The sequence below is a fragment of the Acidiferrobacter sp. SPIII_3 genome (assembly GCF_003184265.1).
GTDB lineage: Bacteria > Pseudomonadota > Gammaproteobacteria > Acidiferrobacterales > Acidiferrobacteraceae > Acidiferrobacter.
The window spans coordinates 3,344,222-3,364,713 of the sequence record NZ_CP027663.1; the positions used below are offsets into that span (position 1 = coordinate 3,344,222).

Consider the following 20,492-nt stretch of genomic DNA (forward strand, 5'->3'; position numbering starts at 1 on the left):
GTGGACGGCGGGGCGTGTCGCGTGCCGGGCTACTCACGGCCGCGGCCTCCCGATGGCTTGCGGCCGGTGCGGGGCGCGAGCGCGCGGCCGCCAGAGCCGTTGTCTGGGTCAGGGCATGCGGTGCGTTGCGAAGAATGGCGATGATGGCCGAGGTGTCGACGATCATCGCGGGAATCCGGCCGCACCATAGGGCGGGTCGCCATGTTCCGCGGAGGCGCAAGGCCCTCTCAAGCGGGCGGCGCGTGGCCGGTGTCGCGCGCCTATGGGAACGGTCGACGGCGGCCCGCTCAGGTCGGACAGATCATCTGGCCCAACTCCTCGGTCAGACGGATGTTCTCGGTGTAGTCGACCGGGCAGTCGATGAGCGTCACGGTCGGCGTCTTGAGGGCCTTGCGCAACGTGGGCAGCAGGTCCTCGGCGCGCTCGATGCGATAACCATCGGCGCCGAAGGCCCGCGCGTATTGGACGAAGTCGGGGTTTGTGAAGCGCACGTTGCCGGTCCTCTGGTAATGCAGCTGCTGTTTCCACTCGATAAGGCCATAGCAGTTGTCATTCCAGATGAGCACCACGAATGCGGCCTTGAGACGCATGGCGGTCTCGATCTCCTGCGAGTTCATGAGAAATCCGGCATCCCCGGTCACTGCCACGACACGTCTCCCGGGGGCGGCCAGCGTGGCCGCCAAGGCCCCCGGCACGGCGATGCCCATGCTCGCGAAGCCGTTCGATATGATGCAGGTATTGGGGCGCTCGGCGTCGTAGAGGCGCGCCATCCAGAGTTTGTGGGCACCCACGTCGCACACCACGATGTCCTCGGGCCCCAGGGCCTCGCGCAGATCGCCGACCACGCGCTGGGGCTTGACCGGGAAGGTCGCGTCATGACGGAAACCGTTCAGTTCGCGCCGGATCAGCTCACGCAGATTCGCGAAGCGGTCCGGGGGGCGGCCCGTCACGCGATCGGCGATCGCCGGCAGGGTCACCGCATAGTCGCCGATGACGCCCGCGGTCACGATGTAGTGGGCGTCGACCTCGGCGGGGCGCAGATCGATGTGCACGATCTGACGATCGGCGGTCTTATGCCAGAGGATGGGCGGGTACTCGACGATATCGTAGCCGATGCAGATGATGACGTCGGCCCGATCGAAGCCGCAGGAGATGTAATCATGGGCCTGGAGTCCGACGGTGCCCAGACATAAGGGGTGGGACGCCGGGATCGCGCCCTTGGCCATGAAGGTCGTGGCGACCGGGACATTGAGCCGCTCGGCGAAACGCACGAGCGCATCGCAGCCGCGCCCTCGTATCACGCCGTTGCCGGCCATGATGATCGGAAAGTTGGCGGCGGCGATGACGCTCGCGGCCTCCGCGACCTGCGAGGCCGCCGGATAGGGCGCCGGGGCCGCCTGCACCTTGAGGGGGGAGCCCGCGGCGGCGCGCGCGGCCACGTTCTCCGGGAAGTCGATGAAGCAGGCCCCGGGCTTCTCGATCTGCGCGAGCTTGAAGGCCTTGCGCACCACCTCGGTCACGGTATCCGGTTCGAGCACCTGGACGGCGTACTTGGTGATCGGCGCGAACAGGTTCACGAGATTCAGGACCTGATGGGATTCCTTGTGCAGACGCAACGTCGAGGCCTGTCCGGCGATGGCCACGAGCGGGGCACGATCCATGTTGGCGTCGGCCACGCCGGTCACGAGATTGGTGGCACCCGGACCGAGCGTCGCCAGACAGACGCCGGCGCGATGGGTGAGCCGGCCATAGACGTCGGCCATGAACGCCGCGCCCTGCTCGTGGCGCGTGGTGACGAATCGTATGCGCGATTCGAGCAGGGCGTCCATGAGGCCCAGGTTCTCCTCGCCCGGGATCCCGAAGATGTACTCGACCCCTTCGTTTTCCAGTGCGCGGACGAACAGCTGAGCGGCGTTCACGCTCAGTGCCCCTGCCGGCGTCGCGCCTTGCGGACGAGGTAGTCGACCACGCGCAGCATCTGGCGTCGCCCGCCGGCGAGACTCGGGTTCGTGCGGTAACGCCCGTCGACGACAAAGGTCGGCACCGAGTGTATGTCCTCCTCGGTCTGCTGCTGGCGGGCCTTGCGGACCGCGAGGCCCACGGCAAAGGACCGGTAGACGGCCTTGAAATGCGCCGCGCTCACGTGGCTATGATGCGCCGCCCATGCGGAGATCGTGGCGGCATTGTCCAGGACCTCATGGTGGATATGGATGGCATTAAAGAATTTGTCGTGCAGGGCCGGCAAGAGACCAAGGTCCTTGAAGGTGAAGAAGGCGCGGGCCTGCGGGAGCCAGTAGGGGCTGATGGCCGCCGCCTGGCGCTCGAAAAGGATATCGGCCGGCTTGTGCGCGAGCCAGCGGTTCAAGACCGGCTGCAGATGAAAGCAATGCGGACAACCATACCAGAACACCTCCTGCACGAGGATCTTGGGGCCCGGGGGCACCGGTTGCGCGGGGCTTACACGCACGTACTCCATGCTTTCGACCACGTTCGCTTGGGCGGTGGATATCGCCAAAGGCAGGGCCAGACCCAGGACCAGGGCCAACTGTCTCCTCATTGCGCCATCTCCTCGATAATGGATGATACCGCACTCATTGTAGCCGTTTTTGTGTTCCCCCATGACAGCGGCTATCCTATGCGCAGGCAGCGCGGAGCACCGGGGAACGGGGTATGACAAGCAAGTCCAAGGTCGAATTGGCGGAGTTTCTGACGCACCAGTATCTGTGCGAGTCATTGACCATCAAGGAGGTCGAGACGCTGCTCGACTACACCGAGCTCGTGCAGTTTCGCAAGAATGAGACGATCGCCGACATCGGCGAGGTCGGCGAGGCCTTGTACTTCGTGGTCAAGGGCGAGGTGGCCCTCTATTACGACGACGGGGGGCAGGAAAACGAGGTCGGACGCATGACCGAGGGCGAACTCATGGGCGAGATGTCGTTCTTCGATCGCAAGCCGCGTTCGGCGCGCATGCGCGCGAAATCCGATGACACGCGCGTGCTGCTGCTCTCGCGCGCCAAGTACAAGCGCATACGGGTCGAGCACCCTTATATCGCGGTGAACCTCCTGGAGCATGCCGTGATCAGTCTCGACCACCTGTTCCGGCGCGTCAGTAACGACGTCGCCGGCTTCTCCCAGTACATCCACGGGGGCGGCATCAAGCGTTAGCCCCCCAGGGCCGCGAGCAGGCGGCCGTGGAGACCCGCGAACCCGCCATTGCTCATGACGAGGATATGGTCGCCGGGGCGCGCGTCGGCCGCGAGATCCGCGATCAGGGTCTCGTGGCTGCGGTAGACGCGCGCGCGGCCGCCGAGCCCGCCCAGCGCCGCCTCGACGTCCCAACCGATATCCGGCGGGGCAAAGACATAGGTCGCGTCGGCCAGGGCCAGCGACGGGCCGAGGGTCTCGCGATGCACCCCCTGGCGCATGGTATTCGAGCGCGGCTCCAGGACGGCGAGGACGCGGGCGGGCGCGACGCGCGCCTTCAGGGCCTCGAGCGTGGCGCGTATGGCGGTCGGGTGATGGGCGAAATCATCATAGACGGTAACGCCGCGTGCGCTTCCCGACACCTCGAGACGCCTCTTCACCCCGCGAAAGGTCGCGAGCGCCCGCAAGGCGGTATCCGCCGGAACCCCGGCGAAACGCGCCGCGCTCACCGCCGCCAGGGCATTGGCGACATTGTGGCGGCCGACCAGCGACCACTGCACGGTGCCGATCTCGCGCCCCCGCAGGCAGGCCGCAAAGGCGCTGCCGTCAGCGGCCAGCAACCGCGCCTCCCAGCCGTCAGCCCTCGAGAAATATTCGACCGGGGTCCAGACACCGGCCGCGATCACATCGTCAAGGGCGGGGTCGGCGCCGTTGGCGATGACCAGGCCGGTCCCGGGAACGATGCGCAGCAGGTGCTGGAATTGCCGGGAAATGGAGGCGAGATCCGGGTAGATGTCGGCATGATCGTACTCCAGGTTATTCAGGATCACGGCCCGCGGCCGATAATGGACAAATTTGGCGCGCTTGTCGAAAAACGCGGTGTCGTACTCGTCGGCCTCGACCACGAAGAAACGGGATGGGGTGAGCCGCGCCGACACCCCGAAGTCCTGCGGGACGCCGCCGATCAGAAATCCCGGATCGAGTCCGGCCTGTTCCAGGATCCAGACGACCAGACTCGTGACCGTGGTCTTGCCATGGGTCCCGGCCACGGCGATGACGAAGCGGTCGCGCAAGACCTGCTCGGCCAGCCACTGGGGGCCCGAGACGTAGGGGATGCCGGCATTCAAGACCTCCTCCACCGCCGGATTGCCGCGCGAGAGGGCGTTGCCGATGACCACCAGATCCGGGGCCGGCGTCGGCAGGGCGTCATAGCCCTCGGTGACGGCGATACCGCTCGCTCGCAACTGCTCGCTCATGGGGGGATAGACCCCGCGATCGGATCCGGTCACTTCAAGCCCCGAGGCCCGCGCCAACAGCGCCAAGCCCCCCATGAATGTCCCACCGATTCCGAGAATATGGATACGCATCAGCTCTTGGGTAAAGGAAAGAGGGTAATAAGAATCCAGCCGCTCACGAAGATCCCGGTCAAGGTCATGAGCGCGCTCAAGGGGAGCGGGAGCTCCAGGGCGTGCCAGAGGATCTTGGTGACGATGGCCGTGAACCACACCGCAAGGGCAATGGCCAGGACCTCGGAACCCAGGGCGCCGAAGCCGTGGCCGAGCGACAAGGGCCAGGTGACGAGATTGATGAGCACGTTGCTGCCGTAGACCGCGGTCATGGTCTGCCTGTAGCGCACCCACAACCGGCGGATGGCGATAAAGGCCGCCACCCACAGGCCCAGCAGGGAGGTCTGGGCGGCGGCAAAGCCAAGCCGCTGGATGTTATGCGAAAAACCGGTGTCGACCGCGTAGTTCGTCGCCAGCGCCAAGGCCGCGGCGAGCACCAGCAGGGCCCGCGAGGCCGGGAGATCCTGCGGGCGCCCCACCAAAAACCCGATGTCGAGAAATAGTTTGAGCAGCGCCCGCATCTAGGGGCACGCACGCGAGCGGGATACGGGCGAGGACGAAGACATAATGGCGGATGATAAACCGCTTCGCGGCTGGAACAAAACGCCGCATCCCTCTACACTGGCCGGCTCATGACCGAACTTCTGACAGACGGCGCGGCCCTCACCCCACTGGCCGCCGCGATCACCGCGTCTCCCTGGACGGGTCTCGACACCGAGTTCGTGCGCGAGCGCACCTACTACGCCAGGCTCTGCCTGATCCAGGTCGCGACCCCGGACACCATCGCGCTCGTCGACCCCCTGCCTCTCGACATCGCGCCCCTCGGTCAGGCGCTCGCGGGCCCGGGGATCAAGATCCTGCACGCCGGCCGACAGGATCTGGAGCTCTTTTTGCAGGAGACCGGCATCCTGCCGGCGCCGCTGTTCGACACCCAGATGGCGGCGGCGCTCGTGGGCTACGACGAGCAGATCGGTTATGCGAATCTCGTAGCCCAGCTACTCAAGGTGGATCTCGCCAAGGACGCCACACGCACCAACTGGGCGGCGCGCCCCCTGAGTGATCGCCAACTCGCCTATGCGCAAGACGACGTACGCCATCTCGAGGCCTTGCGCGCCGCACTGCTCGCGGAACTCGAGCGCCTGGGGCGCGGCGCGTGGCTCGTCGAGGACTGCGCGGCCTTGAACGACCCTGGACTCTATCGCTTCTCGCCCGAACAGCTGGTGCGCCGTTACCGTCAGGGCGCGAACCTGTCGACACCCGCCCAGGCCCTGTTCCAGGCACTGCTCCTGTGGCGCGAGGACGCGGCCCGTAAGGCCGATCTGCCGCGTGCGTGGGTGGTGGCGGACGCGGTCCTTCTGGATCTCGCCGCCCGGCCGCCGAAGGGCCGCGCGGACTTAGCCCAGCGGCGCGGGCTGGACGACCGCCAGATCCGACGCCTGGGCGATCACCTGTTAAGCGTAATCGAGGAGGCCCCGGACCGGCCGCTCCACCCCTGGCCCGCGGCGCGCCTCGATCCCGACGAGGAGCGCCTGTATCAGGCCCTGGCGGCCCTGATCGACGCGCGCGCCCAGGCCCTGGGTATCCAGGGCGGTGTCATCGGCTCACGCCGGACCCTGAAGGAGATTGCGCAAGGCGCCGCCCCCGGGAGCCTCGCCCGCGGCTGGCGCGCCGAGGTCCTCGGGACGGAGGGCGAGCGGCTGCTCGCCGAGATCGCGGAACGCCATGCCGACACTGCGTGACGCCGTGTTTCTGCTCGGTGCCCCGCGGGTGCGCGACCTCCCCCCGGATACCGGCGCGGAGGTGGCCTTCGCGGGCCGTTCGAACGCCGGCAAGTCGAGCGCCCTGAACGCCCTGACCGGACAAACAGGGCTTGCGCGCGTGAGCAAGACCCCGGGGCGCACGCAGCAGCTGAACGTCTTCGCGCTCTCGGGCGACCATCGCCTGATCGACCTCCCCGGCTACGGCTATGCCAAGGTTCCGCAGGCGTTGCGCCACACCTTCCTGGCGCTCACGACCGACTATCTCGAAAAGCGCCGGAGCCTGAAGGGCCTCGTACTGCTGGCCGACATCCGCCAAGGCCTAAAGAGCGAAGATCACACCCTCCTCCAAAGCCGCAATGACATCCCCATCCTGGTCCTGCTCTCCAAGGCCGACAAGATCAATCGCGGCGAGCGCCAACGCATCGTTCGCGAACTGGCGAAGGTCGCCCCCGAGACCGCCTACCTGCTAGCGTTTTCGACTCTCTCGCGAGAAGGTCTAGAGGAAACCCAGGAGACCGTTTTGGAATGGCTCGGACTGACGGCAGCCTAAGGCCCCGCCTGACCGGGCGCGCGAATCCGCGGCCGGCCCGGTCACCGGGATAGCCGCGGCATCGCGCTTGCCGCCCCCCATCGCTCACGGCAGAATGGGCGCACAGTCTCGGGCACCAGGCCTGCACGGCGAGAGACCGGCGTTGAGGGCGACGGAGGCCGATAACGATGATAGAGGCCCGCACCTGAATGAGGCGGGACCGGCGTCACGACCACCGAGCGCCCCGCCGAACGGACTCTGGCATCGTCCGGGGCCCCAAAACCAGACCTCGCGGGGATGGAGACCTCGAACGCCTCATGGACGGACCATAATCGGGAGGACTCGCGCGCACCCATCCGATGACCGATCCCGGGAAGGGCGTGTGGGCGCGAGGACCGTGATGGTGGAGCCGGTGGCGCCGCGGCCCTAAAATGGAACGGGCGAATCGATGCCGCCCGAACCCGCTCCGATGATCATCGTATGACGAGCCGGGCGCCCGCTCTCATGAGACCTGTTCAACCGCCGGCGACCGACGAGGGATGACCCGCTACATGACCGTCAAGAACAGGGTAGTCACGCTGGCCGGCGAGTACTCGGACAGACTGAAAAAGGCCATCGCCGAGCGCGTCGAGGATATGAAGTCCGATGACTTCTCGCACTACCTCATCTATCAGGTTCTCGGTGTTTCCGAAAAGGAAGGTCGGCTGATCGATCTTTATCAGAATAAGGGACGCTTCCTATACAAATACGCGGGCTCGTTCCTGGAAGAGGCGACGAAGATGTGTTTCGGCGAAAGGTTCCCGCAATCGGGACCGGCGCGGATTCCGAACACTCAGGGGCAACGGCCGAAAACGTTCGAGATCGACTGCCTGGTAGGCAAGGATGCGTTGGAAATCAAGTGGAAGGATGCGACAACAGATGGTGACCACATCACGAAGGAGCACAGCCGCATACGGGCGATCGTGGATGCCGGCTACCGGCCCATAAGGGTCATGTTTTACTATCCCAACAGGATGCAAGCCATACGCATTCAGGAGGCACTGGAAACCCTATATAATGGGGTCGGCGGACAGTACTATCATGGGGATGCGGCGTGGGGGTACGTGGCACAAAGGACCGGGATCGATTTGAAGCGGATCCTGCAGGGTATCTGCGGAAAATGAGACCGCACAGAAACGAGACTATGAGCGAACGTCCTGTTCTCAAACATGGAGACTGCCTGCCGCTCATGCGGGGGCTGGAAAGCGCGTCCGTCGACCTCGTGTATCTCGATCCGCCCTTTTTTACGAACAAAGTGCACCGCTTGAGCACCCGCGACAGGGCGATGACGTTCCGTTTCGACGATCTTTGGAACGGTTACGGGGAATATGCAGGTTTTCTTTTCGAAAGGCTGGGCGAGGCGCGTCGCCTTCTCCGGGACACGGGGTCGATTTTCTTGCATTGCGATCGCAATGCAAGCCACGTTCTAAGGGCGCTTCTCGATAAGGTGTTTGGGGAAGGGAATTTCCGCTCGGAAATCATATGGACTTTCAGGCGCTGGTCTAATGGGGTCCGAGGGCTTCTGCCTTCGCACCACACCATATTCTTCTACTCCAAGACGGGTTCTTTCAAGTTCAATCCCGCGTATGTCGAATACTCGGAATCGACTAATGTCGACCAGATTCTTCAGCGCCGCTGCCGTGATAAGTACGGTAAGACCGTGTATGAGCGCACGACGGATGGCGATCCGGTCACTTCGGGGCCCAAGAAGGGCGTTCCTCTGGGCGATGTGTGGGACATCCCGTTTCTGAATCCCAAGGCGAAGGAGCGATCGGGATATCCGACACAAAAACCGCTGATCTTGCTGGAAAGAATCATTTCCCTCGTGACCGACCCCGACGACCTTGTGCTCGACCCGTTTTGCGGGAGCGGAACGACACTCGTGGCCGCGCAGATGCTGGGGAGACGGTCGATGGGTTTTGACGTTTCCCCCGAGGCCGTGAAACTCGCAGCCGAACGTCTCGACAATCCCGTCAGGACAGAATCCGAGCTTCTACGTAAGGGCCGCTGCGCATATCGGAGCGCGGACGAGGAAGCGCTGTCCCTGCTGGTCGGACTCAACATCGTGCCGGTTCACAGAAACTCCGGAATCGATGCGCTTTTGGTGGAGCATTTCGATGGCAAGCCGGTGCCTGTCCGCGTACAGCGTCGCTGGGAATCGTTGAGTGATGCCGCACGAAGCCTGGACCAGGCCGCGCGGAAGAAGGGCGCGCGGAGGGCGTTTCTGGTGCGCACCGTGCTGGATAACGATATGTTTGTCGAAGGCATGGTTCCGGGCCTTGTCGCGGTGATCGATGCGCCATCACTTGGTATCGCCGGGGCGCTCTCCGGCGAGCCGGGGCCCCAAGGCCGTGGGCCGACCGGAAACTGGTTGCAAGGAGTGCTGGCGCCGATGCGCCGTGATCGCTAGCCGGGGCGTTGCGGGGCGCTAAGCCCGAACCCTCGTCGCGGGAATATCAATACTCCCGGAAGGGCATCAGCGGCGGGGGGCCGCGCCACACAACACGGACAAGGCCTTGCGAGTCACGCGTGATGATGGGGTTCGCGCCTGTATGGCGGCCCGCCTCGTGCCGCACCGCATCCGCGAAATCCGCGAAAGCGAATTCCTGGGCCGACTCCGAGACGAACCGATTGACCGGTATGAACGCCTCACGCAATCGCCGCGCGAATCTGGTGTGCGTTCTCGGGGCCTATGCGGCATGCACTTTCCGGCGTCATTGCACGTCTCCTGAACAGGGCGTCAAACCTCCGCAGTCCGGCGCCCGCGGCTTACGGACTCGCCCGGTTGGGTCTCGAAAGGTATCCCTTGCGTGATCAAGGGTTCGCGGACGGCCCTGCCTTGCGTGGCCTTATTGTCCCAGGACGATGCGGGGCAAACGCGTCTTTACGCGGCAGCAATTCTCAATGTGAAGCGACAGCGCCTGGATCACCCGGTGACGATGCAAGAATGCGTCTGTCTGGACGCGCCTGTGCCGGATGTTGGGCGCCTTCTCGTCATGCGGGACGCCACCCCGGTGACGATGCAAGAATGCGTCTGTCTGGACGCGCCTGTGCCGGATGTTGGGCGCCTTCTCGTCATGCGGGACGCCACTCGGTGCCCATGGTCAGCGCCACATTGAGAATTGCTGTTTACGCGGGCTTACGGGTGCGTATATGATGGCTCATAAAAAAACCCCGGGCACAAGGGAGAGGGCCCGGGGATAAACGAGACCCTGGGCCTAGCGGCCCAGGTTACCCGCTCAGGGAGGAGAAGCGGATAAAGGACATATCGTCCTGTACACATAGACCGTGGGCCCCACGAGAAGTTCAGTGGGCCTCGTCCCAGTTTTTTCCCACGCCGCATTCGGCGATGAGCGGTACTGAAAGGGCGGCGACCTGCTCCATGCGTGCCACCACCGCCTCCCTCAAGGCCGGGATCTCCCCTTCCGGGACCTCGAACACCAGTTCGTCATGGACCTGCATGATCATGCGTGCGCTAAGGCCGGTCTCGGCGAGGTAGGCGTCCACCGCCAGCATCGCCATCTTGATGAGATCGGCGGCCGTGCCTTGCAGGGGGGCGTTGATGGCGGTGCGCTCCGCGTATTGCCGCCGTCCGGCGTGGCTTGCCTTGATGTCCGGGATATAGAGCCGGCGGCCGAACAGGGTCTCCACATAACCTTGACGGCGGGCCGTGGCGCGCATGTCTTCCATATAGCGGTGGACCCCCGGATAGCGGCGAAAGTAGAGATCGCAGTAGGCCTGGGCGCGCGCCTGGTCGATGCGCAGCTGGCGGGCGAGGCCGAACGCCGACATTCCATACATGAGCCCGAAATTGATCGCCTTGGCCGCCCGCCGCTGGTCGTCTGTGACTGTATCCAGTGTCATGCCAAAGACCTCGGCGGCGGTCGCGCGATGCACATCCCGCCCCTCCTGAAAGGCGCGCACCAGGCCCGGGTCCTGTGACAGGTGGGCCATGAGGCGCAACTCGATCTGGGAATAATCGGCCGACAGGATGCGCTGGCCGGGGCCGGCCACGAAGGCCTGGCGGATGCGCCGGCCCTCCTCGGTACGTACCGGGATGTTCTGGAGGTTCGGGTCGCTCGAGGACAGGCGACCGGTGGCGGCCACGGCCTGGTGGTAGGTCGTATGGATGCGGCCGGTGCGCGGATCCACCATCGACGGAAGCTTGTCGGTGTAGGTGCTCTTCAGTTTGCCGACCGCGCGATAATCGAGGATGAGCTGCGGCAGGGGGTAGTCGAGGGCGAGCTCGGCGAGCACCTCCTCGGCCGTCGACGGCTGCCCCTTGGGGGTGCGTTTTTTGATCGGAAGCTTCAGTTCCGTAAAGAGAATATCCTGGATCTGGGAGGGCGAGTTGAGGTTGAAGACGCGCCCCGCGAGGTCATGCGCGCGGTTCTCGAGGGTGGCGAGCTTGATACCGAGCTCGGCGCTTTGCGCCCTCAACATGGCGGTATCGATGGGGACGCCCGTGGCCTCGACGCGCGCCAGCACCGGACTCAAAGGGCGCTCTATCGTTGCGTAGACATGTGACAGGCCGGGCTGCGCGGCAAGCCGCCCGAGCAGCTCTTCATGCAGGGCCAGCAGGGCGGAGACGGTGTCACCGGCGGCGGCCGCCCGCTCATCGGGTGGGACCACCGGGAGCCCTCGGCGCCCCCGACCTTCGCCGAGCAACGTCGTCCGGGTCGCGATCGGACGGCCCAGGTATTTCAGGGCCAAGGTGGCGAGGTCGTGGCTCGCGGCCCCACTGTCCAGGACATACGAGGCCAGCATGACGTCGTCCCATGACCCCGCAAAGCCGATGTTTTCTGGTATCAGAAACCGGAGTATGCGCTTACTGTCGTGGACTACGAGGGGGGGCGCGCCGCTCTCAAAGAGCGGGCGCACGGCGGCGAGCAAGGCCTCGAGCGCGGGGCCGTTTAAGAGGTCATCGGCCGCCGGGATCATCCACGCACCCTCGGCCGTTCCCACGACCACCGCCGCGATCCTTCCGTCGTCATCCCATAGATCGAGGGCTACCAGCGGGGCCGCGCGCCAGGCCTTGGCCTGGGCGTGGATGACCTCGGGGTCGGTCAGGGTCAACGCGGTGGTCGGGACGCCCCGCGCCTCACTGCCGAGCTCGGAAAGCCAGCCCTTGAACTCCAGTTCACCATACAATTGGCGGAGCGCATCCCGGTCCGGGGGCTGCGGCACGAGTTCGGTGAGCGTAAGCGGTAAGGGCACGTCGCAGCGGATGGTGACGAGTTCGCGCGCCAACCGCAACTGCGGCAGGCCCGCGCGCAAGGCCTCGCCCAATCGCCCGGGGATATCGTCCGCATGCGCCATGAGCGCATCGAGCGAGCCATAGGTCTCGAGCCAGCGCACCGCGGTCTTCGGGCCGGCGCCGGCCACGCCCGGGACGTTGTCGACCTTGTCGCCGACGATGGCGAGGTAATCGACGATGCCCTCGGGCGGCACGCCGAAGCGGGCGATCACTCCCTCGTGGTCGAGGGCCTGATCGGTCATGGTGTTGATCAGGGTTACATCCGCGCTCACGAGCTGCGCCATGTCCTTGTCGCCCGTGGAGATCACGACCTTCAGGCCTTGGGCGCGGCCGAGCGCGGCGAGCGTGCCGATCACATCGTCGGCCTCGACATCCGGCACCGCGAGCAGCGGGATACCCAAGGCCCTGATCAAGGCATGCAGCCGCGGGATCTGGACCGCGAGGTCGTCGGGCATCGTCGTGCGCGTCGCCTTGTAATCGGCGTAGAGGGCATCACGGAAGGTGCCCCCGGGGGCATCGAAGATCATGGCGACGAGCCGCGGCTTGTAATCCGCGCACAACTTGCGCAGCATGTTGGCTACGCCATAGATCGCGCCCGTCGGCTCACCGCGAGTATTGCGCAAATCGGGCATGGCGTGAAACGCCCGGTACAGATAGGATGAGCCGTCCACCAACAGCAAGAGTTGTCCAGGATTCCCGCTCGGTATCATGACTGCCCCAAAAGCACAAAAACCCCTGATCAAAAGAAAACCCACGGCCGTGCACGCCGGCGGACTGGCCCCCGAGGGCGCCCTATCGCGGGAGGCCTGGAAGATCTTCCAGATCATGGCGGAGTTCGTCGAGGGTTTCGAGGCCTTGGCGCAGATCCGGCCATCCGTGAGCATCTTCGGTTCGGCCCGTATCGCCCCCGACCACCCCTACTTCGCGCTCGCCGAGGACATCGCCCGCAAGTTATCGGATGCGGGTTTTAGCGTCGTGAGCGGTGGCGGCCCCGGCATCATGGAGGCCGCCAACAAGGGCGCCTATGCCGGCCCCTCGCCGAGTGTCGGCCTGAACATCCGCCTGCCTCATGAACAGGCCGGCAACGCCTACCAGGACATCCGCCTGACCTTCCAGCACTTCTTCGCGCGCAAGGTCATGTTCGTGAAGTATGCCACAGCCTATGTGGTCATGCCCGGCGGCTTCGGCACCCTGGATGAGATGATGGAGATCCTGACGCTCATCCAGACCGGCAAGAGCCGGCGTATCCCCATCATCCTCGTCCATACCCCATTCTGGACGGGCCTCGTGGAGTGGTTCCGCACGGCCTTGCTGCGCGACGGCGTGATCAGCGATACGGATCTGGACCTGTTCGTCATGCTCGACCGGCCGGAAGACGTCATCGACACCATATTCCGCTATTACGAATTGAGCGGCTTCGAGCCCTCCGAAGAGGAAAAGGAGATCCAGCTCAACCTCTGACGAGGGGGCCTGGTTTCGTATGTCGGTGTTCACGCGCATAGAAGAAGCGGAGCTCGCGGCCTTTCTGGCGGGTTATCCGGTAGGCACCCTCCGATCCTTTGCCGGGATCCAGAGCGGCATCGAGAACACCAATTATTTCGTGTCGACGACGGAGGGCGAGTACGTACTTACGCTCTTTGAGCGGGTAGACCCCGCCGACCTTCCGTTTTTCCTGAACCTGACCGCGTTTTTGGCCGAACACGCGATCCCCTGCGCCCATCCGGTGCGCGGCGCGGATGGCGAGTACGTGGGTGTGCTCCACGGCAAGAAAGCGGCGCTCGTCATGCGGCTCTACGGGCGATCGGTCATGACCCCCTCGATGGCGCAGTGTGCGGCCATAGGCGAGGCCCTGGCGCGCCTCCACGCGGCGGGCGCGGCATTCACCTTCGGTGGGGAACGTCCCAATCCACGGGGCCCGCGCTGGTGGCGGGCGGCGGCCGAGCGGCTGGCGGGCCACCTGGACGCGGAAGACGCCGACATCCTCGCCGAGGAGCTCCGTTTCCAGGCCCTCTACCGCTTCGCGGACCTGCCACGGGGGATCATCCATGCCGACCTCTTTCGGGACAACGCCCTGTTCGATGGCGACCGCCTTACCGGTGTCATCGATTTTTACTACGCGTGTACCGATACCTGGCTCTACGACCTGGCCATCACCGTGAACGACTGGGCCAGCGAGGACGATGGGCGGCTCGACTTTCGGCGGGCCGAGGCGCTGGTCGCGGCCTATCAGGGGGTGCGTCCATTGACCGGCATCGAGCGCGGGGCCTGGCCGGTGCTGCTGCGGGCCGCGGCCCTGCGCTTTTGGCTCTCGCGCCTGACCGATCTCCACTTCCCAAGGGCCGGCGAGCTGACGCACACTAAGGACCCGCTCGTCTTTCGGCGGATACTGACGGCGCGCCGGCGGGAGACGCCGCGCCTGCGCGGCCTCTGGCGCGGAGCGGGTTAGCGGCGCGGGCGCGATCTTCTCGGGAAGGGGGGTTGCCATGGACAAGGATCTGTCGCAGGCGGGACCGTGGATCACGGGCGCCTACGCCCTCACGACCGCCGATCTCATGTTATGGGCGGGCACGACCACAGCCTACCTCGCGGTCGCCGCGGTCGTCTCGGACCTGCCGCTCGCGGGCGGGGTGCTGCTGGTGCTGTTCACCCCGGTGATCGTCGCCGGGGTCCTGCGCGAGGCCGCGCGCCCGGGTACAACCGGCGACTACGCGCACCGCGCCCGCGACATCTTCGTGGGGATCCTGCGCGATCCCGAGCTTGCGTTACCGGTCATGAGCGTCGCCACGATCCTGTTGGGGGCCTGGGTCTTCTTGACGGTACTGGCGATGATCCTGGGCGTGGACGGGACCTCTCTCGGGGCGATGTTCGCGCATCGCGACCTGCTCGCCCGCGTCTTTACCGGGGTCCTGCTCGCCATCTTCTGGGGTCTGCGGGTGGCACTGATCATGACCGTGCTCTATGTGCTCGCGGCCACCGTGCTCGGCGCCGCGCGCCCCCTGGATGCCCTCGAGCAGACGCTCGTGCTGTGGCGCAAGCAGCCACTCGCCATCGCCGGCCTTGGGGTGGCGTTCGTGGTGCCGCTCATCCTCGCCTCCTATCTCGGGCCATGGATCCGTACCCTCGTGGCGCTCGTCACCTTCATACCGCTCACGCTCGCGGTCTATCTGAGCTACAAGTCGCTGCGCGCCGGGGGCTCCGGCTCATAAGGCGTCCTTCGCCCGTGGCGACGACGCGAACGCCTGCACCTGGTTGCCGCCGGCCCTTTGCGCCCCGTACAAGGCCTCGTGGGCGTTCGCCAAAAACCGCTCCAGGTCCTGGCCGCGCCCGAACTCGGCGATGCCGGCGCTCAGGCTGACCGCCGCCTTCTCGCCCTTGACGGTCAATGCGATACCGGCCACCGCCATGCGCAGCCGCTCGGCGACCAGCAGGGCCTGCGGGGTACGGGTCTGCGGCAAGACCACGAGAAACTCCCAGCCCTGATAGCGGCCGAGACGATCGGGCAGTCGCAGGGCCTCGCCCAAGGCGGCCGACACCGCCTCGAGTACCGGCGCCTCGGCCTCGGGCCCCAGGTGCTCCACGAGGGTCTGCGCGCCGTCGATGCCGAGACTTACGAGGGACAGGGGCGTACCGTAACGCTGGGACTGGGCCATGGCCTCGATAAGGCTGGAGGTGATGCCCCGCCGGTTCAAGGTCCGCGTGAGATCGTCGACCAGGCCCGTCGGGCCCCCCAGCGGGTCGGGGGCCGCCGCCGGGCGCTTGACGTTCATGATGCGCGACGCGAACGCATAGACGGCGACCGCAAGCCCCACGGCCTGCAGCAGGGCGAACACCGGCCACCATGTCGGCCAGGCGAGGCTCAAGGCGATGGCGACGACGCCCATCACCAGGGCCAGCGCACTGGTGACGATCACAAACGGCTTGCGTCGCAGCCCGCCTTGCTTGGTCAGGAAAAAAAACGGGTTCACGATCCATCCCGAGATCGAGGGTGTGTCAAGAACTATAGGCGTCCGCGAGACCGCTTTCCAATCCGCCCCTAAAGAATCGTCAGGCCGGCATAGGCCAGGACCAACCACTTTACACCGCAGGCCGCGAACTGCACCTGCACGCGCGCCTGCGCGCCGTGGCCCTCGCTGTCGATGATCACCCCCTCGCCAAAGGTCGCGTGCGCCACGCGGCCACCGATCGACGGCCCACCGGCCGGCGATACCGGGGACGGGGTGACCGCGGCCAGCCGCGGGCGGACATGATCGAGGAGGTGATCGGGGATCTCGGCCAGGAATCGCGACGGCGGTGAATAGCGGTCCTCGCCGTGCAGGCGCCGGGTCTCGGCATAGCTCAGGGTAAGCTCGCGCATGGCGCGCGTGATCCCGACGTAACAGAGCCGGCGCTCCTCCTCCAGGCGCGCCTCGTCATAAAGAGAGCGTTCATGCGGGAACAGCCCCTCCTCGAGGCCGGTCAGGAACACCACCGGGAACTCGAGACCCTTGGCGGCATGCAGGGTCATGAGTTGGACCGAGTCCTGCCCCTCCCCGGCCTGCCCCTCCCCGGCCTCGAGCGCGGCATGCGCCAGGAACTCCGGGACCGGTTGCCCTTCGTGCTCCTCGGCCATGAAAAATCGCGCCGCCGACACCAACTCTTCCAGGTTTTCGCCGCGCGCCTCGCCGCGCTCGCGACCCTCCTCGCGATAGAAATCGAGCAGGCCTGTCGCCTTGAGAATGGTCTCGATCAAGGTATCCAGGGGCGTGACCGCGGCGTCCGCCGACAGCCGCTCGATCAGGCCCACGAAACCGCGCACCGCCGCGGCCGCCCGGCCGCTCAGGCCGCCGTCCGTCACGAGCGCGACCGCCGCCGCCCATAAGGACATCCCGTCGCCCCGGGCCTTGGCGCGCAGGCCCTCGACGGTACGCGCCCCGATACCGCGCGTCGGCACGTTGACCACGCGCTCGAAGGCCGTGTCGTCATCGCGATTCAGGGCCAATCGCAGGTAGGCCAAGGCGTCCTTGACCTCGGCGCGGTCGAAGAACCGTAGTCCCCCGTAGACGCGATAGGGTATGCCGGCGCGCACGAGCAGCTCCTCGAACAGGCGCGACTGGGCGTTGGAACGATATAGGATGGCGACATCGCGCGGACGTCCGTCCTCGGAAAGCCGCCTGCGGATGCGCTCGATGACGAATTGTGCCTCGTCCACCCCGCTGTAGGCGGCATAAATGGCCACCGGGCGGCCCTCGCGCCCGGCGGTCCACAAGGTCTTGCCGAGGCGTTTGGCGTTGTGCGCGATCACGGCGTTGGCGGCCTCAAGGATACGCCCGGTGGAACGGTAGTTCTGTTCGAGCCGGATGGTGCGCGTACCCGGATGGTCGCGCTCGAAGCGCAGGATGTTCTCGACCTCGGCGCCGCGCCACCCGTAGATGGACTGGTCGTCGTCGCCCACCACGAACAGATGGCCGCCGGCGCCGAACAACCGCAACCATTCATACTGGACGAGGTTGGTGTCCTGGAATTCGTCGACCAGCGTGTGCCGGAAGCGCCGCTGGTAATGCTCGCGTACCGCCGGATGGCCGCGCATCACCTCGAGCGTGGCGAGCAGGAGCTCCGCGAAGTCGACGAGGCCCTGCTCGCGGCACAAGGTTTCGTAGGCCTGGTAGACCTGGAGCAGCGCGCGCTGCGTCGGATCGGCGAGCGCCTCCACCTTCCGCGCCCGTCGCCCGGCCTCCTTATGGCCATTGATGAACGCCTGGACCATGCGTGGCGGGTAGCGCGCCTCATCCAGCGCCTGGGCACGCATGAGACGCTTGACCAGGCGCTGCTGATCGTCGCTATCGATGATCTGAAACGCCTCGGGAAGACCGGCCTCCCGCCAGTGGGCGCGCAGGAAGCGGTGCGAGAGACCATGAAAGGTGCCGATCCACAGACCAGAGACACTCTGCCGCAAGAGCCCCTCTACGCGCCGGCGCATCTCCGAGGCGGCCTTATTGGTAAAGGTCACGGCGAGAAAGGAAAATGGCGATGCCCCCCGGTCCACGAGCCAGGCGATCCGGTGGGTGAGGACGCGCGTCTTGCCACTGCCCGCGCCCGCCAGGATGCGCATGGGGCCGGGGGCGGCCGTGACCGCCTCGCGCTGGGCCTCGTTGAGGCCGTCGACGAACGAAGATTCCATGGCGCGAGTGTAACCCGCGGGCCAGGCGCGGGAAACCGTGACAGGCGGGGTCTCGGCTTTGCGCATTGCAATGACCGCGCAAGTGGTGTCAACTAGCGGGGTTGCGTATTTTTGGGTATCTCATGGACGAAATCCGTGATTTCGATCTCCATGCCGCCTGGATCCGCCGGGCGCAAACCGACCTCCATGCCTTCCTGGAGGCCCTCGCCACGCGCCTCGAGGGCGCGCTCCCGGGGCGCGTCCAGGTGGAACGCAAGCGCGACGGCCTGCTGAGCGCAACCCGCCACGTAATCGCGATCACCATCCAGGTCGACGGCAGCCGCTACCTCCTGGATGCCCACGATCATGATGTCCGCGCAAGCCGTCAGCACGAGGTGCGCGGCGTGGTGCTGAAGACCGAATCCCTTCCGCTCGACCGCTGGCTGCAAGACCTGGAAGACGAGCTGCGGCGGCTGTCGGGGAGCCTGGAAGGTGCGCGCGGGATCCTGCAAGACTTTCTGACGTCATAGGAGGCATTATGGCCCGCTTCGGTCCACCCAGTGGTAGCGCCCAGGACGACGCGGGGTCACTTGCCCGGCAGACGGCCTGGAACGAGGCGCTCACGCGCGGCACGGTGCCAGCCTTCGTGAAGGAGCGGCTCGCCGAGACCATGACCGGCAAGCGGCCCTGGGTCAGCACCGCCTCGCCCGCGGGCCTATTGGCGCAGCGCTCCCACGGCATCCGCCCGCTCGGGCTCGTCTCCGGCAACTGCTGGTTCCAGTTCGGCTATTCCTGGACACGCGGTCATTACGAGGGCTGGCACACGGCGCTCGACCGCCTGCGCGTGGAGGCTGGGCTCATGGGCGCCAATGCGGTCGTGGACGTCACCCTGCGCGTGCGGCGCATGCCGGGCACCGAGAATGAAGGCCACATGGACTATGGCGTCATGGGCACGGCCGTGCGCCTGGACAGGCTGCGCGAGTCCACCAATCCGGCGCTCGCCACGGTCTCCGCCCTGGAGTTCGCGCGCCTGCTCGAATCCGGCATCGTGCCCGTCGGGCTTGCCATCGGCGCCCATTACGATTGGTTCGTGGCGAATGGCTATCAGACAGCGAACGCGGCCTCTTTCTGGAACCAGGAGATCGCCCCGCTTTCGAGTTTCCTGACACGCGTGCGCCGCCAGGCCCTGCAGGAGCTACGCGATGACGGCGTGCGCCTGGGCTCGGGCGTGCTTGCCCACACCCAGCATACCGAGCTCTACCGCGTGGAGCCCGACGAGAACAACCCCTACCCGCGCTTCCTCGCGCGCTATATCGCGCTCGGCACCGCCATCCTCCACGATAGCCGCACGCTACGCCCGTTCGGCGTGCGCCCGGTGACGAGCGTGCGCAACCCGCGGCTGCTGGCCGCCACCAACACCGTAAGGGAGGTCCTGTAACAATGAGCGATACAGTCCCCGATCTGCCGCAACATGCGCGCGAGCGCCTGGAGGGCCTGCGCGACACGAGCCGCCGGGGCGGCATCTTCACCTCCGACTTCTCGGTCAACGAATTTCTCATGGTGGGCGAGGCCGGCTTCGAGCCGCTCGGCCTGGTGGTGGGCTCGTGCATCTATCACACCGGCATCCAGTATGCCGGCTGGGCCAAGAATCAGGAGATGGCGGTGCTATCGCAGGCCATGTACGAGGCCCGGGAGCTGGCCATGACGCGCATGGAGCAGGAGGCGCAGTCGTTGTCGGCGGACGGCGTGGTGGGCGTGCGCCTGGAGGTCAAACGCATGGACTGGGACAAGGATATCCTCGAGTTCCTGGCCATCGGCACGGCCATCGCCCATAGCAAAGGCCACCCCGGCTTCAAGGGTCCGTCCGGCAAGCCCTTTACGTCCGACCTGTCGGGCCAGGATCTCTGGATGCTGCTGCAGTCCGGCTACCGGCCGCTCGCCCTGGTTATGGGCTCCTGCGTGTACCACGTCGCCCATCAAGGCATGTTCCAGTCGCTTGGCAATGTCGGCCGCAATGTCGAGATGCCGCTCTTCACCCAGGCCATGTACGATGCCCGCGAACTGGCCATGGAGCGTATGCAGCAAGAAGCCAAGGAGGCCGGCGCCGAAGGGGTGGTCGCAGTCCAGCTCCACGAGGGCTCGCACAACTGGCAGCCGCACGTGATCGAGTTCTTCGCCATCGGCACAGCGGTCAAGCCCATAGAAGATGCGGCCATCATCCCTGAACGACTGGTCCCGCAGATTGTCATACCAGTAAACGATTAGGCAGGGAGGTTTCCCC

At 65.9% G+C, this 20,492-nt stretch carries 18 protein-coding genes; 11 read left to right on the plus strand and 7 right to left on the minus strand.

What is annotated here, in order from left to right:
- Positions 1-287 precede the first annotated feature (287 nt).
- A complete protein-coding gene (locus tag C4901_RS16920; RefSeq protein WP_110138400.1) occupies positions 288-1,919 on the minus strand; it encodes an acetolactate synthase large subunit in 1,632 nt (543 codons plus the stop codon).
- A gap of 2 nt (positions 1,920-1,921) precedes the next feature.
- Entirely contained in the window at positions 1,922-2,557 is a 636-nt protein-coding gene (locus C4901_RS16925; RefSeq protein ID WP_145960771.1) for a thiol:disulfide interchange protein DsbA/DsbL, read from the minus strand.
- Between the two features lie 113 nt (positions 2,558-2,670).
- On the opposite strand from C4901_RS16925, the gene C4901_RS16930 reads away from it, so the two are divergent.
- Positions 2,671-3,165, plus strand: coding sequence for a Crp/Fnr family transcriptional regulator (locus tag C4901_RS16930; RefSeq protein WP_110138402.1), 495 nt, complete (start codon positions 2,671-2,673; stop codon positions 3,163-3,165).
- Here the strand turns inward: C4901_RS16930 and mpl are convergent.
- Both mpl and C4901_RS16940 read right to left on the minus strand, forming a co-directional pair.
- A complete protein-coding gene (gene mpl / locus C4901_RS16935; RefSeq protein ID WP_110138403.1) occupies positions 3,162-4,511 on the minus strand; it encodes a UDP-N-acetylmuramate:L-alanyl-gamma-D-glutamyl-meso-diaminopimelate ligase in 1,350 nt (449 codons plus the stop codon). The genes C4901_RS16930 and mpl overlap by 4 nt on opposite strands.
- On the minus strand, positions 4,511-5,011 hold the full coding sequence (locus C4901_RS16940) for a hypothetical protein (RefSeq protein WP_110138404.1): 501 nt from the start codon (positions 5,009-5,011) through the stop codon (positions 4,511-4,513). The genes mpl and C4901_RS16940 overlap by 1 nt, the downstream gene beginning before the upstream one ends.
- 111 nt (positions 5,012-5,122) lie before the next feature.
- Between C4901_RS16940 and rnd the strand changes: the two genes are divergently transcribed.
- From rnd to C4901_RS16960, 4 genes are all read left to right on the plus strand, one after another.
- The gene (gene rnd, locus C4901_RS16945; RefSeq protein ID WP_110138405.1) at positions 5,123-6,229 is read left to right on the plus strand and encodes a ribonuclease D; all 1,107 of its coding nucleotides are present in this window, start codon (positions 5,123-5,125) and stop codon (positions 6,227-6,229) included.
- On the plus strand, positions 6,213-6,800 hold the full coding sequence (gene yihA / locus C4901_RS16950) for a ribosome biogenesis GTP-binding protein YihA/YsxC (RefSeq protein ID WP_110138406.1): 588 nt from the start codon (positions 6,213-6,215) through the stop codon (positions 6,798-6,800). The genes rnd and yihA overlap by 17 nt, the downstream gene beginning before the upstream one ends.
- 530 nt (positions 6,801-7,330) lie before the next feature.
- The gene (locus C4901_RS16955; protein ID WP_110138707.1) at positions 7,331-7,942 is read left to right on the plus strand and encodes an ApaLI family restriction endonuclease; all 612 of its coding nucleotides are present in this window, start codon (positions 7,331-7,333) and stop codon (positions 7,940-7,942) included.
- A gap of 20 nt (positions 7,943-7,962) precedes the next feature.
- The gene (locus C4901_RS16960; RefSeq protein WP_205736096.1) at positions 7,963-9,228 is read left to right on the plus strand and encodes a site-specific DNA-methyltransferase; all 1,266 of its coding nucleotides are present in this window, start codon (positions 7,963-7,965) and stop codon (positions 9,226-9,228) included.
- An 896-nt stretch (positions 9,229-10,124) separates the two neighbouring features.
- Here C4901_RS16960 and polA read toward each other — a convergent pair.
- A complete protein-coding gene (gene polA, locus C4901_RS16970; RefSeq protein WP_110138408.1) occupies positions 10,125-12,785 on the minus strand; it encodes a DNA polymerase I in 2,661 nt (886 codons plus the stop codon).
- Here polA and C4901_RS16975 point away from each other — a divergent pair.
- From C4901_RS16975 to C4901_RS16985, 3 genes are read left to right on the plus strand one after another with little or no spacing between them, the layout of a single operon-like run.
- Positions 12,784-13,536, plus strand: coding sequence for a TIGR00730 family Rossman fold protein (locus C4901_RS16975; RefSeq protein WP_110138409.1), 753 nt, complete (start codon positions 12,784-12,786; stop codon positions 13,534-13,536). The two genes, polA and C4901_RS16975, sit on opposite strands and share 2 nt — an antisense overlap.
- Positions 13,537-13,555: 19 nt before the next feature.
- Positions 13,556-14,521 (plus strand): homoserine kinase, encoded by a 966-nt coding sequence (locus C4901_RS16980; RefSeq protein ID WP_110138410.1) that lies wholly within the window; start codon positions 13,556-13,558, stop codon positions 14,519-14,521.
- Between the two features lie 37 nt (positions 14,522-14,558).
- The gene (locus C4901_RS16985; protein ID WP_110138411.1) at positions 14,559-15,281 is read left to right on the plus strand and encodes a hypothetical protein; all 723 of its coding nucleotides are present in this window, start codon (positions 14,559-14,561) and stop codon (positions 15,279-15,281) included.
- On the opposite strand, the gene C4901_RS16990 is transcribed toward C4901_RS16985, so the two are convergent.
- Both C4901_RS16990 and uvrD read right to left on the minus strand, forming a co-directional pair.
- Positions 15,276-16,040: a GGDEF domain-containing protein gene (locus C4901_RS16990; RefSeq protein ID WP_110138412.1), complete on the minus strand. Its 765-nt coding sequence runs from the start codon at positions 16,038-16,040 to the stop codon at positions 15,276-15,278. The two genes, C4901_RS16985 and C4901_RS16990, sit on opposite strands and share 6 nt — an antisense overlap.
- A gap of 68 nt (positions 16,041-16,108) precedes the next feature.
- Positions 16,109-18,232 carry a DNA helicase II gene (uvrD, locus tag C4901_RS16995; RefSeq protein WP_110138413.1) on the minus strand — a complete coding sequence of 708 codons (2,124 nt, stop codon included), beginning with the start codon at positions 18,230-18,232 and terminating at the stop codon, positions 16,109-16,111.
- Between the two features lie 122 nt (positions 18,233-18,354).
- Between uvrD and C4901_RS17000 the strand changes: the two genes are divergently transcribed.
- Genes C4901_RS17000 through C4901_RS17010 form a run of 3 tightly spaced genes read left to right on the plus strand, consistent with a single transcriptional unit; the run spans position 18,355 to position 20,476 of the window.
- Positions 18,355-18,741, plus strand: coding sequence for a hypothetical protein (locus C4901_RS17000; RefSeq protein WP_110138709.1), 387 nt, complete (start codon positions 18,355-18,357; stop codon positions 18,739-18,741).
- 8 nt (positions 18,742-18,749) lie between these two features.
- Positions 18,750-19,649 (plus strand): heavy metal-binding domain-containing protein, encoded by a 900-nt coding sequence (locus tag C4901_RS17005; RefSeq protein WP_110138414.1) that lies wholly within the window; start codon positions 18,750-18,752, stop codon positions 19,647-19,649.
- 2 nt (positions 19,650-19,651) lie between these two features.
- Positions 19,652-20,476, plus strand: a complete 825-nt coding sequence (locus C4901_RS17010; RefSeq protein WP_110138415.1) for a heavy metal-binding domain-containing protein — start codon at positions 19,652-19,654, stop codon at positions 20,474-20,476.
- Positions 20,477-20,492 lie beyond the last annotated feature (16 nt).